Annotated in this window: 12 protein-coding genes and 1 tRNA gene; 12 read left to right on the plus strand and 1 reads right to left on the minus strand. The window is 43.5% G+C overall.

The genetic code is table 11. The features are described from left to right. The 12 genes from ASC40_RS09650 to ASC40_RS09710 all read left to right on the plus strand — a co-directional run. Window positions 1–293 (plus strand): integrase core domain-containing protein (locus tag ASC40_RS09650; protein WP_141656140.1); only part of this gene is annotated, 293 nt, incomplete at its 5' end. Window positions 294–525: 232 nt separating this feature from the next. Continuing rightward, window positions 526–1,191: a hypothetical protein gene (locus ASC40_RS09655; protein WP_055439609.1), complete on the plus strand. Its 666-nt coding sequence runs from the start codon at window positions 526–528 to the stop codon at window positions 1,189–1,191. Between the two features lie 144 nt (window positions 1,192–1,335). Beyond that, window positions 1,336–1,515, plus strand: a complete 180-nt coding sequence (locus tag ASC40_RS12110; RefSeq protein WP_055439610.1) for a helix-turn-helix transcriptional regulator — start codon at window positions 1,336–1,338, stop codon at window positions 1,513–1,515. Between the two features lie 196 nt (window positions 1,516–1,711). Beyond that, window positions 1,712–2,878, plus strand: coding sequence for a hypothetical protein (locus tag ASC40_RS09665; protein ID WP_055439611.1), 1,167 nt, complete (start codon window positions 1,712–1,714; stop codon window positions 2,876–2,878). An 808-nt stretch (window positions 2,879–3,686) separates the two neighbouring features. Further along, complete coding sequence (locus ASC40_RS09670) at window positions 3,687–4,325, plus strand: hypothetical protein (RefSeq protein WP_055439612.1); 639 nt, start codon at window positions 3,687–3,689, stop codon at window positions 4,323–4,325. Between the two features lie 2 nt (window positions 4,326–4,327). Then, window positions 4,328–5,893 (plus strand): site-specific DNA-methyltransferase, encoded by a 1,566-nt coding sequence (locus ASC40_RS09675; protein ID WP_055439613.1) that lies wholly within the window; start codon window positions 4,328–4,330, stop codon window positions 5,891–5,893. Continuing rightward, complete coding sequence (locus ASC40_RS09680; RefSeq protein WP_055439614.1) at window positions 5,890–8,547, plus strand: DEAD/DEAH box helicase; 2,658 nt, start codon at window positions 5,890–5,892, stop codon at window positions 8,545–8,547. The genes ASC40_RS09675 and ASC40_RS09680 overlap by 4 nt, the downstream gene beginning before the upstream one ends. 27 nt (window positions 8,548–8,574) lie before the next feature. Next, complete coding sequence (locus ASC40_RS09685) at window positions 8,575–9,288, plus strand: DUF3800 domain-containing protein (protein ID WP_055439615.1); 714 nt, start codon at window positions 8,575–8,577, stop codon at window positions 9,286–9,288. Continuing rightward, window positions 9,279–9,758: a hypothetical protein gene (locus tag ASC40_RS09690; RefSeq protein ID WP_055439616.1), complete on the plus strand. Its 480-nt coding sequence runs from the start codon at window positions 9,279–9,281 to the stop codon at window positions 9,756–9,758. Before ASC40_RS09685 ends, ASC40_RS09690 begins: the two co-directional genes overlap by 10 nt. A 420-nt stretch (window positions 9,759–10,178) precedes the next feature. Then, window positions 10,179–11,459, plus strand: coding sequence for a GIY-YIG nuclease family protein (locus ASC40_RS09695; RefSeq protein WP_055439617.1), 1,281 nt, complete (start codon window positions 10,179–10,181; stop codon window positions 11,457–11,459). Window positions 11,460–12,023: 564 nt separating this feature from the next. Continuing rightward, window positions 12,024–13,226 carry a hypothetical protein gene (locus ASC40_RS09705; protein WP_055439619.1) on the plus strand — a complete coding sequence of 401 codons (1,203 nt, stop codon included), beginning with the start codon at window positions 12,024–12,026 and terminating at the stop codon, window positions 13,224–13,226. Beyond that, window positions 13,226–14,338, plus strand: coding sequence for a hypothetical protein (locus ASC40_RS09710; RefSeq protein WP_055439620.1), 1,113 nt, complete (start codon window positions 13,226–13,228; stop codon window positions 14,336–14,338). Before ASC40_RS09705 ends, ASC40_RS09710 begins: the two co-directional genes overlap by 1 nt. A 127-nt stretch (window positions 14,339–14,465) precedes the next feature. Here ASC40_RS09710 and ASC40_RS09715 read toward each other — a convergent pair. Continuing rightward, window positions 14,466–14,541: transfer RNA gene (locus ASC40_RS09715), tRNA-Ile, on the minus strand. Window positions 14,542–14,609 lie beyond the last annotated feature (68 nt).

A 14,609-nucleotide genomic window follows, 5' to 3' on the forward strand; every position in this document is an offset into this window, starting at 1 on the left:
CTGCTATTCGCTGCGACAATGGTCCAGAATATTTGTCAAGCGAGCTGATTAACTGGGCTGAAAAGCATCAAATTACGATGCTCTACATTCAACCAGGTAAACCGACTCAGAATGCTTATGTTGAGCGATTTAATCGAACAGTACGGCATGAATGGCTCGATTTACACCTGTTTGAAAGCGTCGAACATGCACAAGAACTTGCCACTCAGTGGCTTTGGCTTTATAACAACGAACGCCCTAACACGGCCATCGGAGGCATTCCGCCCAAACAATTAACGCAAGCGGTTCATTAATTCTACGAATAACTGCTGCTTAAAATGGGGGGATTACAATGGCATTGCCCCGATAGGTGATGCTGATGAAACTTTTGAGGTTGAGTATTTTCACAAAAATGATTTAGAGGTCAAGTCATGGGAATTCTCAAAAATCTACCCGCAAGTTAAGCGGAATGAATGGTACGTAAATCCTTCAAAAAACCGCTCCGCCGAGATTTACCTCTCGAGGGGGCAATTAGCAAACCTCGTGATGACCGAGTCAGTTGAATTGAACGAACTGGTTCTAAATGACGATGACCGACAGTTTGAACACCTTCTCAGCGTTGAATTGAGTGCTCCGCTTGTTATTCAGTGGAAGCATTTAACGTTCGGCTCTAAAACTCAGATTCTCAGCTTAGTGTTGCCATTTTTACGCCAGCTCTATCAGTTTGTAATCCGAGACCGTGTCTTCCACATGAGACGTAATCAAGTTCCGAAAGGAAAGATTAAATCGATCATCCCGACTAAATATAACCTGTCTCAAAGACTTGCTGGAATCGAGGATCTGCTCATTGGTCAATATAACGCAATACAAAAAATCAAAATTTGTGCCCTCTACTACTCAATGCTTCCGGAAGATTCCGGTCCTGACTTATTTCTGCTAGATGTGATATCGCATTCAGTAAAACTTAACCGGTTGGTTACCAACCAAGAGTTACTAGACTTGGCTAAACAGTCCATTGAAGAAAAACGTAACGTCCGATTGCTAAACTATAGCCATGAGCAATACAAAGCCTCAGGAAAACAAGAATTAGCGTCGAGAAAAATTAAATGGAATCAAGATGAAACTATTCAGGAGTTAGCCAAGCGATACCGAGAAGGGAACATTTACAGATTGATAACGAACTGTTTCGAAACTCACCAAACAATCAAATAATTGCTCATCAGTACAATCGGACAAGAAAAAAACATTACATCTGGTCACATCTTGACCGAGGGTAATTCTCAAAAGCTCTTCGTGATTATTTAGACTTTAAAGGTAATTTTTAAACCTGTTAACTAAATAAAACGGAGGGCTTTCATGCCAAAAATCCTGAAACAATCAGATCTCGCAAAACTATTATCCGTTAGCGAATCGACTCTATTTCGCATGCGAAAAGAGCCAACTTTCCCCAAGCCAAAACAGATCCACAAACGCTGCGTTGGTTGGTTAGTCGATGACATAAACAAGTGGCTACAAGAATTACCAACAGCTTGTTGAACAAATTTCGACGCATTCAAAAATTTATCTTTTTTGGTATCTCAGCACTGACATACAAATTCAGCTACAGCCCACGCGCCGTGGGCTCTCATTCAAAGCTGATTTAGCTCTAAATTCGGTCTTAACCAGTAGTTGTTTAGTATGTAGTGTTAGTAGTAAGGAAAAGTAGGCAAAAACCTACTTCAGTGTAAATCAAATGACTGTCTTAAAAATACTAGCGGATTACAAAATCAAAGCCGCAAAAAGAAGAGAGCAGGAAACAGCTTTTTGGCGAGACCTAACCGGTGAAGAAGACATCACTATTGACGGTGATATCTCGCAAAAGCTGAATTCCATTCGCGAGGATGCCGAGCAAAACGCTTACAACTTGGTTCTTGAGTTTTTAGATGATCCCAAGAGGGTTAAGCGAAAGCTACTTGTTGCTAACACGGCTACTCTCGCTCGGATTTTTCTCGAACTTAACTGTGAGTATCCAGATACTTTTGTAAATCCAGTTCGTGGCCGAAAGCCCTCAGCCGGCTTTGATTATTTGCATTATTTACGTGGAAGTTTACTTCGAGTGTTAACCACTAATCTTGAGCTCGTAAAAGCAAAATATCAAAGTCGTAGAAGCTCCTATGCGGCTCCTGACGGCTACAACTACAACCCGGTGTACCGGTCACTTTATTTGCAGCTAAAAGGGCTATCTAGAGGCCTTGGAGAGGTTTTGGTGGCCCCAACAGTAACGTTCCCACGGAAGGTGTGGGGTGATAGCTTTACTAAGAGAGTTCGAACAAGAATAAAGAACTCTCTGAGACGTGTTTTAGCTGAGCTGTTGGGCGAAACGAAAAAGTATGCTGTGTTCTCGTTTGAGTGCTCTGCTGATGGCACATATCACTTGCACGGGCTTATTCTCCTGCCGGTGAACAAGGTTGAAGGGCTGAAAGTAAAGTTAAGACAAATCGCCGGCTCAGCTAGCAATTCAGTTCTTGTTAAAGATTACCCATCAAGAGAGAGACTGATGAGTCAGTATGAATGTAGAGTAAACAATGCTGAATGGGGTAAATCAACGGTTAAGTATCGCACAGAAGTCACATGCGGCTTTGCTGACTATATCAGTAAAGATCTCGGCAAACGCCTGGGGGCCGGAGACATCGTCTCATCGATAGTTACCATCAACCCCGGCCGAAGCTCAGATGTTGATTATGCAGCGTTTAACAAAGCTCGACATGAGATACTTTCGATTTGCGCAAAGCACATCAACAGCGTGCTAATGATACTTGAGCCGGAAGAACTCGTAAGCCACCTTATAGAGGAAGATCCGCTATATCAGCAGCTCATAGTGATGATGACCAACCCTCGAGTGCTGTCAAAAGTAGCCTAATCGCAAAGTCCTAGGAAACCTTGGGGCACCGCATCCCGGTGCCTCACAAAAAATGTCCTCATCAACCTTCAAATCTTATACCCTTTCAACGATTGACTTACCGACCGTACCATCTAATATAAACTTCACCGGTCACAAGGAGTTGATATGGAACATTCTTTCACAAGTACGATTCTTGAATATGATGATGAAAACGTATTCATTCCATTGGACGAGGACTTCCTCGCATCAATGGGTTTGTCGGTTGGGGATTCGATTGAGGTTACCTTGGTACCCACAAAGCCTTCAAGTGACTAGAATGCACCTGTAGTCTTAGTGACTACTTAAATAGTTTGTAAACTTTGTGGAACTGAAGCTCTTATCCGCCTGAAGCGCCCTGTAATACTGCTGGCGCTATTTAAATAAAGAAACTAGCGTTGTTACCAAAAACTAGAAACGCTTCAATACAGAGTATTGTAGGGGCTCGTAGCCGCATTTTGCTGACGAGAAACTGAATTCAATTGTTAAAGTCTCAGTTAACAGATTTTATTTAGCCCATTTGGACATTGATTTTTAAGGTAGCCATGTGTGCAAACACGGGGGGTAATTCTTATACAGTAAATCATACCCCTCCCTTCTGCACCCCTTTAAAACGGCTATATAAGTACAATTATTAAACTAAATTCTTGTGTGCGAAATGTGGGCGAAATGTGTGCAAAGGCTAGATATTGAAAACGTATTACGTGGAAAATAATCAATAGTGTGTTTAACGCACAAAAATTGTATCTTAGGCTACATCACAGACATTCAAGCAGCACAAGGAGCTATCGTGATCTCTGAAAGTCTTGAGCTTTATTCCCAAGCATCGTGGACCGAAATTGGAATTTTTTGGACTAGCGTCATACTGGCGCTAGTTACGGTCACAGCAACACTGTTTAATTATTTACTTCTAAGAACCCAAAAAGACCCCGAAGTAATCGTGTATGCGACGCCAGATGACAGGCGTCCGTCAATAATTAACTTGGTTATTGAAAATATAGGTCCCGGCTTGGCGAAGAGGGTGAAATTCACTTTACCGGATTACTTTCCAGAACGCGCATTCGGATTTGAAGATGCGCCAAAACCGAATAATATGAGCCACGGCCCTCTGGTCTCGGGAATTCCATCGCTAGGCCCCAACGCAAAACGTATAATCACATGGGGGCAATACGGTGGGCTATTTCAAGCTTTGGCCGATGAGCCTGTGTTGATTAAATGCAAGTATTCGCGTGACAGGATAGGTTTTCCCGGCAGTAAAAAATTAACAAATGAATGTTTGGTAGATATCAAGTCATTTGATGGCACAGACGAGTCTGATAATAACTGGGACAAAAAAGCAGCCAACGAACTGGAGCAGATCGCTAAAGCACTCAGTGGTTTGGCAATGGGCCGACAAACGTTGAAAGTTTCTGTTAAGGAAGATAGTTAAAAATGCCGATTTTGAAGTGGTTAACAAGAGATGAGGATATTCGTGCTACCGAGCGCGTGCCTTACCGTCTGATTGAAGAAGTTCCGGAGTTGAGTTATCGCGCCGATGACGGAGACAATATGCTCATTCAAGGAGATAACCTCGACGCACTGAAGGCACTGCTCCCTTATTACGCTGGGCAAGTGAAATGTATATATATCGATCCTCCTTACAATACTAAGTCAGCGTTTGAACATTATGATGACAATTTAGAGCACTCTAGGTGGCTGGCTATGATGTGGCCCCGATTACAGTTATTAAGAGAGTTGCTGTCGGAGAGCGGCTCAATTTGGGTAAGCATCGATGATAGAGAAGGCCACTACCTCAAAGTGATTATGGATGAAATATTTGGCCGTAATTCGTTTGTTACAAGTTTCGTGTGGCAAAAAGTTGATAGTCCTAATGATAATAAGGTCCCCATCACGCCAAACCATGAGTACGTCTTGTGTTACTGTAAAAATCGAGACCAGGCCTTATTCAAACAAAAGCCCGACAACTCAATTCTAGGTGCCTATAGTCAAACAGATGAAGCCAGCGGAAGACCTTGCAGAGATAGATTAATCAAAAAAAACGGCAAGGCCAGTTTACGGTCTGATCGGCCATCAATGTGGTTTCCGATTACAGCACCTGATGGAACCGATGTATATCCGATTCATGATGATGGTAAGGAAGCTCGTTGGGCATTTAGCAGGGCTGGCATTGAAAAATTACGTGAAGAAAACAGATTAATTTGGAAGAAACGCTCAAAATCCGGAAAGTCTGTTTGGGTACCTTATAGTAGGGAGTTCGCGCCAGATACTCCAACTCGACCGAATGAAACTATTTTACTCGATGTAAAGACGTCGAGGCAGGCTAAATCGCACCAGAGAAATCTACTTCCAGAACTCCCACCTTTCGACACAGTAAAGCCAGAGCAATTGATAGAGCGAATTCTTACTATGACAACTGATCCTCACGATTTCGTTTTGGATTCGTTTCTTGGCTCAGGGACAACAGCTGCTGTCGCTCACAAGATGAAGCGGCGATATATCGGCATAGAGATGGGGGAGCATGCTGAAACTCACTGTGTACCGCGACTAAAAAGGGTCATTGAGGGCGAGCAAGGAGGTATATCTGAGACCCAAAACTGGAAAGGCGGCGGTGGTTTCCGCTTTTACCGCTTAGGCCCGCCAGTATTTACAGACAAAGGGCAAATACAACCAGATATACGCTTCCCTGTGTTAGCGGCACACATCTGGTTTGCTGAAACAGGTCAACCATGGCACCAACCTGAGAAATTAGAACCGTATCTTGGTGAATTTGATGGCCGTGGATATGCACTGCTATACAACGGCATATTGGGCGATAAATCGATCTCAGGTGGCAACGTCCTAACCCGCAAAACGCTGTCGATGATTCGAGCGGCTCAGGGTAGCTTCCAAGGTCCGGTCGTTGTTTATGGCGAACGAACCGCACTCTCAGAGACGACTTTAAAAGCGGAAAAAATTGAATTCAAACAAACTCCATACGATGTCAAGGCGCGAAAATGAAGCTAAAACAATATCAAAATGCCTCCTTAACGACGTTACGACGGTACCTTGAAGAAGCTCGTATCATCGGGCCAGCAGAAGCATATAAATCGCTGACTTCGGAGCCCGATTTAGCCAAACGATTGAAAGGATTTGCTTCGAAATACAAACCTATTAAAGCACTTCCAGATGTACCCTACGTCTGCCTGCGCTTGCCTACAGGTGGTGGCAAAACAATATTGGCATCGCACTCTATTACAGTCGCTAAGGAAGCCTGGATTGAGAAAGATTATCCGATGGTGCTTTGGCTGGTGCCGACTAACACTATTCGCATGCAAACCGCTGAGGCCTTGAAGAATCCTCGTCATCCTTATCGCCAAGTGCTCGATGAGGCGTTCGAAGGCCGTGTGAGAGTATTTGATATTGGTGATTTCACACAGATCACACCGCAAGATTTGCGCTCAAACCTTTGTGTTGTAGTTGGTACGATTCAAACTCTCCGCGTTACGAATACCGACGGACGCAAGGTTTACGCCCACAATGAAAATCTGGAGTCTCATTTTTCAGCAGTACCGGCAAATACGCCGGGCTTACAGCCTATTGATGATTCGCAAAACAGCGGTGTGCGCTATAGCTTTGCCAACCTAATGCACATGCACCAACCGCTAGTCATTATGGATGAGGCTCACAAAGCCGGGTCAGATTTAAGTCAAGAAGTCTATGAGCGCATAAACCCATCTGCATGTATCGAATTTACCGCAACGCCTAAGGGTTTTAACAACATCCTTCATACGGTATCGGCTCAAGAACTGAAAGACGAAGAAATGATCAAGATGCCGGTCGTATTAGATGAGGCAGAAACTTGGCAAGGTGCGGTTAATTCGGCCATCCTAAAGCGCGCAGAGTTACAAGAGCACGCAGATAGAGATCGTGATGGCTATATTCGCCCAATTGTACTTTTTCAGGCCCAAAAAAAGAATGAAGAAGTTACCGTTGAGGTTCTTAAGCAGCACTTGATCGATAACGAGAATATTGACGAGAATAAAATTGCTGTTGCCACTGGCTCACAGCGTGAGCTAGACGGAATTGATTTATTCGATCCTGATTGTCCGATTGAATATGTGATTACAATCGAAGCCCTGAAAGAGGGATGGGACTGTTCCTTCGCCTACGTTTTCTGTTCTCTTGCCAACATACGCAGCTCAACAGATGCTGAGCAGCTGCTGGGACGAGTGCTACGCATGCCCTACGCGACTAAACGCAAAGAAGCAGCGCTCAATAAGTCTTACGCAAAACTCGTGTCAAAGCACTTCTCCGAAGCTGCCATGACGCTGAAAGACAAACTCGTTGATATGGGCTTTGAAGAAAGCGAAGCGGAAGACAATATTGAAGCTGAACAACCAGGGTTTGATGACGGTTTATTTGGCAAGCCTGAGCGACGTCGCCCAACGATGACCGTTGAAGTAAAGGCGACGCCTGAAGAGCAACGAGAACTCCAAAAGGTTGCGCCCGGCAAAATTAAAGTTTCCTCGGGCGAAGACGGAAATGCAAAAATTGAGTTCTACGGCGTACCTAAACCAAGAGAAGAGCAGGCTTTAATTGAAACAGCTCCCAAGTACATGCATGAAATACTGCAAACTAAACTCAAGGAATTTAAAGAGCAAAACCCGGGGGAGTTAGCCCCCGCTCACCTTGGTGAGGAATTTATTGTTCCTCGCTTGATGGCGAATGTTCAAGGTGAACTGGTATTTGGCGATACAGATATTCTTATGGAGTATCATGACTGGTCACTTGCTGACTACCCTGCCCGCCTGAAGCCAGACGAATTTGATATTGTGGAAACCACCAATGCATTTGAAATTGATTTAGACGGTAACCGACTAACTGTTTCAGTATCCGATGCAACCTCGCAGTTAGCTTTCGATATTGATGTGGAAGACTGGACCGTCAATAGCCTTGTGCGCTGGCTCGACAGCCGTATTCGCGACCCGTGGATTGGGCAAGCCGAACTATTATCATGGCTTAGTGATATTGTTGAGCACTTAACCCAGGAACGCGAGATACCGTTATCACAGCTGATGCGCTGTAAGTTCATTTTGGCTCGCAAGCTCAAGAATAAAATCCAAGACTTTCGTCAACTTGAGCGCGACAGAGTTTATCAGACAAACCTTTTCGGACTAGCGGCTCGTGTCGAAGTATCGTTCGATGATGGTTACCGCTTCTTTGACGATATGTACTACGACGTTCCTAAGTATCGCGGCGGCCAGTTCAAATACAAAAAACACTTCATGGGACCAGATGAGGTTCCCAGTTTCGATAGCAAGGATGGAGGTGAAGAGCACAAATGCGCTCTAGCGCTTGATGCTTTGCCGGGCCTTAAGTACTGGACTCGCAATGTGGCACGCCACCGAAATTCATTTTCACTACCGACATCAACCGATAAGTTTTATCCCGACTTTGTTGCCGTGATGGATGATGGCCGGCTGCTAGTGGTCGAGTATAAGGGAAAAGATAGAGCTGCAGACGAAAGCCGAGATTCCCGCGAGAAAAAGCTTATTGGCGAACAGTGGGCTAAAGCTTCAAATGGCAAAGCTGTCTTCGTTATGGCTACCATGGAAAAGGGCGACCCGATGGAAGTTAGAACCCAGATCACACAAGCGCTCAACCGAAATTAAGAGGCGCAACAGGTAGGAGTTTCGCTTATGGCCATAGAGTACAATGTCTACTGTGACGAGTCGTGTCACCTTGAGAATGACAAGCAAAAAGCAATGGTTCTTGGTGCGGTTTGGTGTCCAAGGGATAAGCGGCTGGAAATTGCGGAAAGACTACGAGAGATCAAACAAAAGCATGGTTTTACGAGGGACTTTGAAGTCAAGTGGACCAAAGTAAGTCCCTCAAAAGTCGGCTTTTATAAAGATATCATCGACTACTTCTTTGATGATGATGACTTACATTTTCGCGGGTTGGTCATTCCTGATAAAAGTATATTAGAACACGAAAAACACAACCAAGATCATGATGATTGGTACTACAAAATGTACTTCACAATGCTGAAAACTATCTTCGATCCAAACTCACGATACAACGTGTATATCGATATCAAGGATACGCTTGGTCACGAAAAAGTGAGCAACCTTCAAGAGGTACTTTGTCGCAACGCCTATGATTTTTCAAGGAAAATGATCGCAGACATAAAACGCGTTCAGTCTCATGAGGTCGAGCAATTACAGCTAGCAGACCTATTAATTGGTGCACTGTCATACCTTCATCGTGAATTGTCAGGTAGTAAAGCCAAAGAGGCACTAATAGAGCGAATAAAGCATCGCAGCGGTTACCAGTTGACGCTCAATACAATGATGCGAGAAGAAAAGTTTAATCTTTTGATTTGGAGTCCCGGAGGTAGGGTTTGGTCGTAACTCCTGATTGGCTTCCAGAGCTTGAATATTTAGAAGACTATAATGGCGATTGGCCAAAATACTTGGCCGCCATTTACGAAATCTTCTGTAACGACTTTGTTCACTCCAGCCCGACCTTTCAAGGTAGAAGGCTGGCGCTTAAACGTCACCCAGTCGTACATGGCAAGGAAGCTACTTTTTGGCATCTAACTAGCTCAGGCGATAGTGAAGCTGACAGAGAGCCAGATTTCCGCCGCTGTGAACGGATTCGGTGGCCACGCCCAGTCATTGAAAATGATACCGACCCCAACCTAAAAATTTGGTCCGAAAAACGCAAAGGCGAGGATCGCATTCATATCTGGTTTGAAGCCGAAGGCTATCTCGTCGTGCTTGCTAAGCGTAGGGATTATATTTTGCCCTGGACTGCTTTTTACGTCGAGCACAAACATCAGCGAACTAAATTCACTAAGCGCTGGAAAAAGAATAGTTGAGGAAATAAAAGGCTGGCCGCGCCCTGAGTAAGGACGGGGCCGTAACTCCTTCCACGCTTACGCACGAAGGCTGGTAGATGAGCTGCTGTGTATTCTAGTGATAAGCTCGGTTTTAATCAAGATTAGTTACAAAGTAAATAACTACCCGGCTCAGCGTTCTCTCACGTATCCTCTGAAAATGTGAAAACGAGGTTGGCCGCAGAAAAATTGGGAAAGGCTGCGTCAGCATAATCCTATATAGGCGAGGACTTCTCACATCTTTTCGCTAAGTATCTCAGCGCTGAGGTACCACCTATTGTGCACAGTGGATCACACAGTGCCAGAACCAATCTATAAATACAACACAAATCGTATTTATTACTTATTTTCAAAGGGTTACCTTCTAGTTATTCGGCACTTTGAGTAACGAGGAATGACCCCATGCCTACTAAGCCACGCCAAACAATTGTTTATATCAATAGCACTAAGGTTGTTTTATCTGATTATTACGAAAAGGCCAAAATTAAGGAGGTACCCTATCAAGTCTTCAGGGACCGAGTAAGGTCAAAACGGGACCAACATGTTGCACTAGATTACCAACGCTTGGAACGTGCTATCCGAACTCCCATCGGAGACTACCAAAAGTTTAGTGGGTCGGGACGCGCAATTAGTTTTACATACGATGAGTGTCTTTTTCCAGACCAAATCGGAAAGACTTTCCCCAGCATCAAGAGTTTCATGTGTGAAGTTGGTCTAGAGCACCATTATCCAAAGGTTAAGGCAAAAAGGAAGACCGCCGATCTCTCCTTAGACGAATTGATCGAAGCAGTCCAAAATAGCTCTCTAGCGCACCAGGAGAAGAAAGGACTACTTTACAGAATCACGCACATTGAATCGGGCATGAAATATTATGGCCTTACGCGACAAAGGCTGCGTCGCCGTTGGAATCAGCACTGTAATCTAGCTCGAAAAGGCAGTTCACTCCCCCTTCACTATGCCATCAGAGAAAACGGTGCTGCATCATTTAGCGTTGAGGTAGTGAAAGAAGATATTCCCATAAAGCGGTTAGCCAACTTAGAGCGACAATACATACGTAGAGAGCAAACTCAGTGGCCGAATGGACTGAATGCATGCTCCGGTGGTCAGATTGGAAACCTGATTTCGGAGCCCGTCGAATTCGACGGCCAGACATTCAGCTCACAAGTCGAGTTTGGTAACTACGTGGAAAACCTGACCAACGGTGGGGTTAAATCTTATGTTGCAATCTCACGTCTCAGAGCTGGTCAACAGATCTTATGCAAACAACGGCACCACTCCCCTAAGCCTTACGCGGGAAAGCCACTCTACCGCATCTGGAAAGCCAAATTTAATAAAGGGTTACTTTGCAGCCGTTGGCAGTCATTTAATCGCTTCAGTGCTGACATAGGAGCTCCTGATGACTACAGCTCCCCTTATCCCGACAAATTGTTCTGCCGTATTGATAATAAAACACCTTTCGGACCACGCAATTACAGATGGATAACACGCGCCGAGAAAGCAGCTGAATTGAGTGCTCGAACAATTGAGTACAACGGCAAGAAATTTTCATCATTTGTGAATCTAGCCAAGGCTACAGGTATCGCGGCGTCAACGCTAATTTACTGGAGCAACAAGTACCCGCTGTCGTATGAAACCAATATTCGCGAACGCATTCAGAGCGCCGCAATCCAAAATCAGAAGTAATGATTGGGGAAACTTGATTTAGTTTTAAAAAGTACAGGTATCAAAACATTTGAAGTGGTGATGTTATCTTACAGAAAATTCAGCCTTCGGATTACAGAACATCAAGGCTATTTTTGATACTTTGATTGCGTATCTTGGAGGGATTATGGCTAAATTATTTGAATTAATTAATGATGAACAGATCAGTATTTGTGTTGAAGTGTGGGCGAGTAGTGTTGGAAGAAATCCTTCGACCTATTTGACTCCAGTATCAATTGAGAAGCTCAAGAGTCACATTTTGTCTCACGATTCCTACGGTTTGATGCTTCAAGAGGCATATGACGCTCCTTTGGAATGTGAGTTTAGTCATCACTCTACATTCATTGACGTCGTATTTACATTTTTCGATTTGCGACTCATTCACTAGAAATTATTAGTGTACGTTAAAGATTAACGTTTACGGCATTTAAGGTTAGTTACATCAAATCAATAACTTAAATATGGCAATACCATCTCTAGCCCTCTTGAATTTGTTAATTTTTTTTTATAGTCTCAGTCGATAATCCGATTAAAAAGGAAATGACCATGAGTGCACTACACGTACTTGAAGACACAAATAAAAACAGCTTTTCAATTATGTTCACGATGAATATCGATGATTACCTTGCTCTTGTGGATCAAGCATACAAAGATTCTGGAGGAGTAGAAGGGCAACGAGCACCACTAAAGACAAAAACTGGGCAGCGCATCCGGAAGCGAATGGTCTTGGATATAATTGAAGGTGCAGTTTTACCTCCACTCGTATTAGGCGCCACTTTAACGCCAGATCAAGTTGGCCTCGCTCGTAAAATAGATTCTGACGCTGACGGCATAGATCTACTTCACCAGCTAGAAGACATATCAATTATTGATGGAATGCAGAGAACGACGGCGTTAAAAGAGGCTTTAAAACTAGCTCAAGATGAATTTACAGACAAAGTAACTGATATAAGGACAAGAAAAATTCGAGTAGAGCTCTGGGTCGCAGAGTCTGTAAATAGCTTAATATACCGCATGCTTGTGCTCAATACAGGTCAAGTACCTTGGGATATGAAGCGACAACTTCAAACTATTTATAAGTCGATTCTGAAGGAAATTAGAGCTTCGGTTGATGACATCAATGTTCTCGGCCTGGAACAAGGTCAACGTCGAACACAAGGGGGACAATTTCAGGGCGATAAACTAATTGAGTTTTTTTTATCATTCACGTCCAGAAAAACTGCAATCGACCTAAAGGAAAAAGTTGCAGAAGATTTCGCTAGAATGGATGCCACAGAAGCAACCTCATCTTCTCGTTTTTTAAGAGATTTTATCATTTGTGTACAACTCTTAGTTAACCTTGATCATGCTTTTTCTAGAGCCAACAACACGAAAGAAGAGCTGTCGGATTCAAGAATTAAATCAGGTAAAGACGTATTCAAAAGCTTCCCAGCAGGGCTAGGTTTTTTTGCGGCAGCAGCGACAAAGATTTATGGTAAGCCGGGCTACCACCTTGATGACGACATTACAAAGAGAAATCTTGAGGTAATTGTAGACAACGTTGATGGTTTGGTTACAAGACTCACCCAAATGAGCCCTGAAGACGTTCGTGACTTTCTAGATCTAGACACACTGAATGAAAAACTCAGCAGAAAAACAAGTAAAGTTGGTGCTTTCGAACGAGAGTTCTTTCAAACAGCATTTTCAGAACTGATTACTGAAGGGAATCACCTACCTAATATGTCACCGTGTTGGGAAGCGTATTACTAATGGCAGATAAGGGTAAATATACTGACTACCTGTTTGAGCAAGTCTTTGGGCACTTGGATAGAGCTAGTACAGAGTACAAAAAATTTAAACTTCTGCGTCGGTCGCCTGAATCGTTATGCCTTGAGGATGTCAGATCGTATAGGCTTTTTAGGAGTGGGTACACAAGGAACAACAGAATACCAAGACTTGTAAACAATGCTGTTTACGAAGTCGATGATGACATCTTCATTGCTCTTAAGATTAAGCCGCCTCTAGATGAAGTTCTAATTGCACTTGAAAAATGCAATATCTACCAGTCGGAAATAAATCAAGGCATATTTTTAGCTCTCGCACCGGCCTTAAACTTGCAAATACAAACTCGTTCCCAAAAACAGCTAGAGAACGAACTATGGTCTCAACACGAAGACGAAGCGTACCAAGGTCATGACTGGGAGGAGCTTAGAGAATATTTTGAAGACTTCACGTTATTCAGAGTTTCAAAAGGTGAAAGTGTTACGCAGCATAAAGACAATCTCGTATTATTCATATTATCATTCTACACAGAGTTCACTCAGTTAAATGACCAAGGCCTTCTAGAGACTTATCGCGATTTAATCGCCAAATCTCCCCCGCAGGTTAACGAAAATCTGTTCCTTTCCCTTTCTTCAACACATTGGAAGCACTCATTTATTGAGGCCTATCGATGTTTAGAAGGACTTTTCTCAATTCCAGCCGCCATCCGATTGAAAATGTCCTTGAAACTTGATTGTAAAGCGTCTGAATTGGCGAAAATAGCTAGAACTGAATTGGGCTGGAAAAGAGTTGAGGTGACTTCACTCATGAGCATGTTAAGTTTGCTTCCAGATGACTCATTCACTAACACATTTGATATTAGTCAACTCGACACCTTCAGCGACTTAGAGCTATCTTTCAAAACAGCCATCGATCGTACGAAGGCAATTGAATCAATTGCTAGAAAAATTTACAGAATTCGGAACCAGCTTGTTCATCAATTCGATGAGAAGGATTTACTAAATATCCCAGATCAAGACTGGCCAAAATTAATTGAGCTTATGCTAATGTGTGTTGAAAAATGTTACGAGAAACTAGCAGATGAAATAGAGAGTGGATAAACTCCGGAATGTATCATGACTCTTGATACGAACTCTTACCTATCACTACTTGACCCGTTACTTGACCCGAAAGCTAGACCAAAGGATATGTGTTAGCGCTCACTATCTCCAAGCGATACGGTTTTAATGGTGGCCCCTCCCAGATTTGAACTGGGGACCAACCGATTATGAGTCGGCTGCTCTAACCACTGAGCTAAGGGGCCATTCAGGAAGGTGGTTAATCCCCTCGGATTAACAAAGCGGGCGCAAGTATATGAAATTTCGGCCCGCT

Source organism: Pseudidiomarina woesei (assembly GCF_001418345.1).
Taxonomy (GTDB): domain Bacteria; phylum Pseudomonadota; class Gammaproteobacteria; order Enterobacterales; family Alteromonadaceae; genus Pseudidiomarina; species Pseudidiomarina woesei.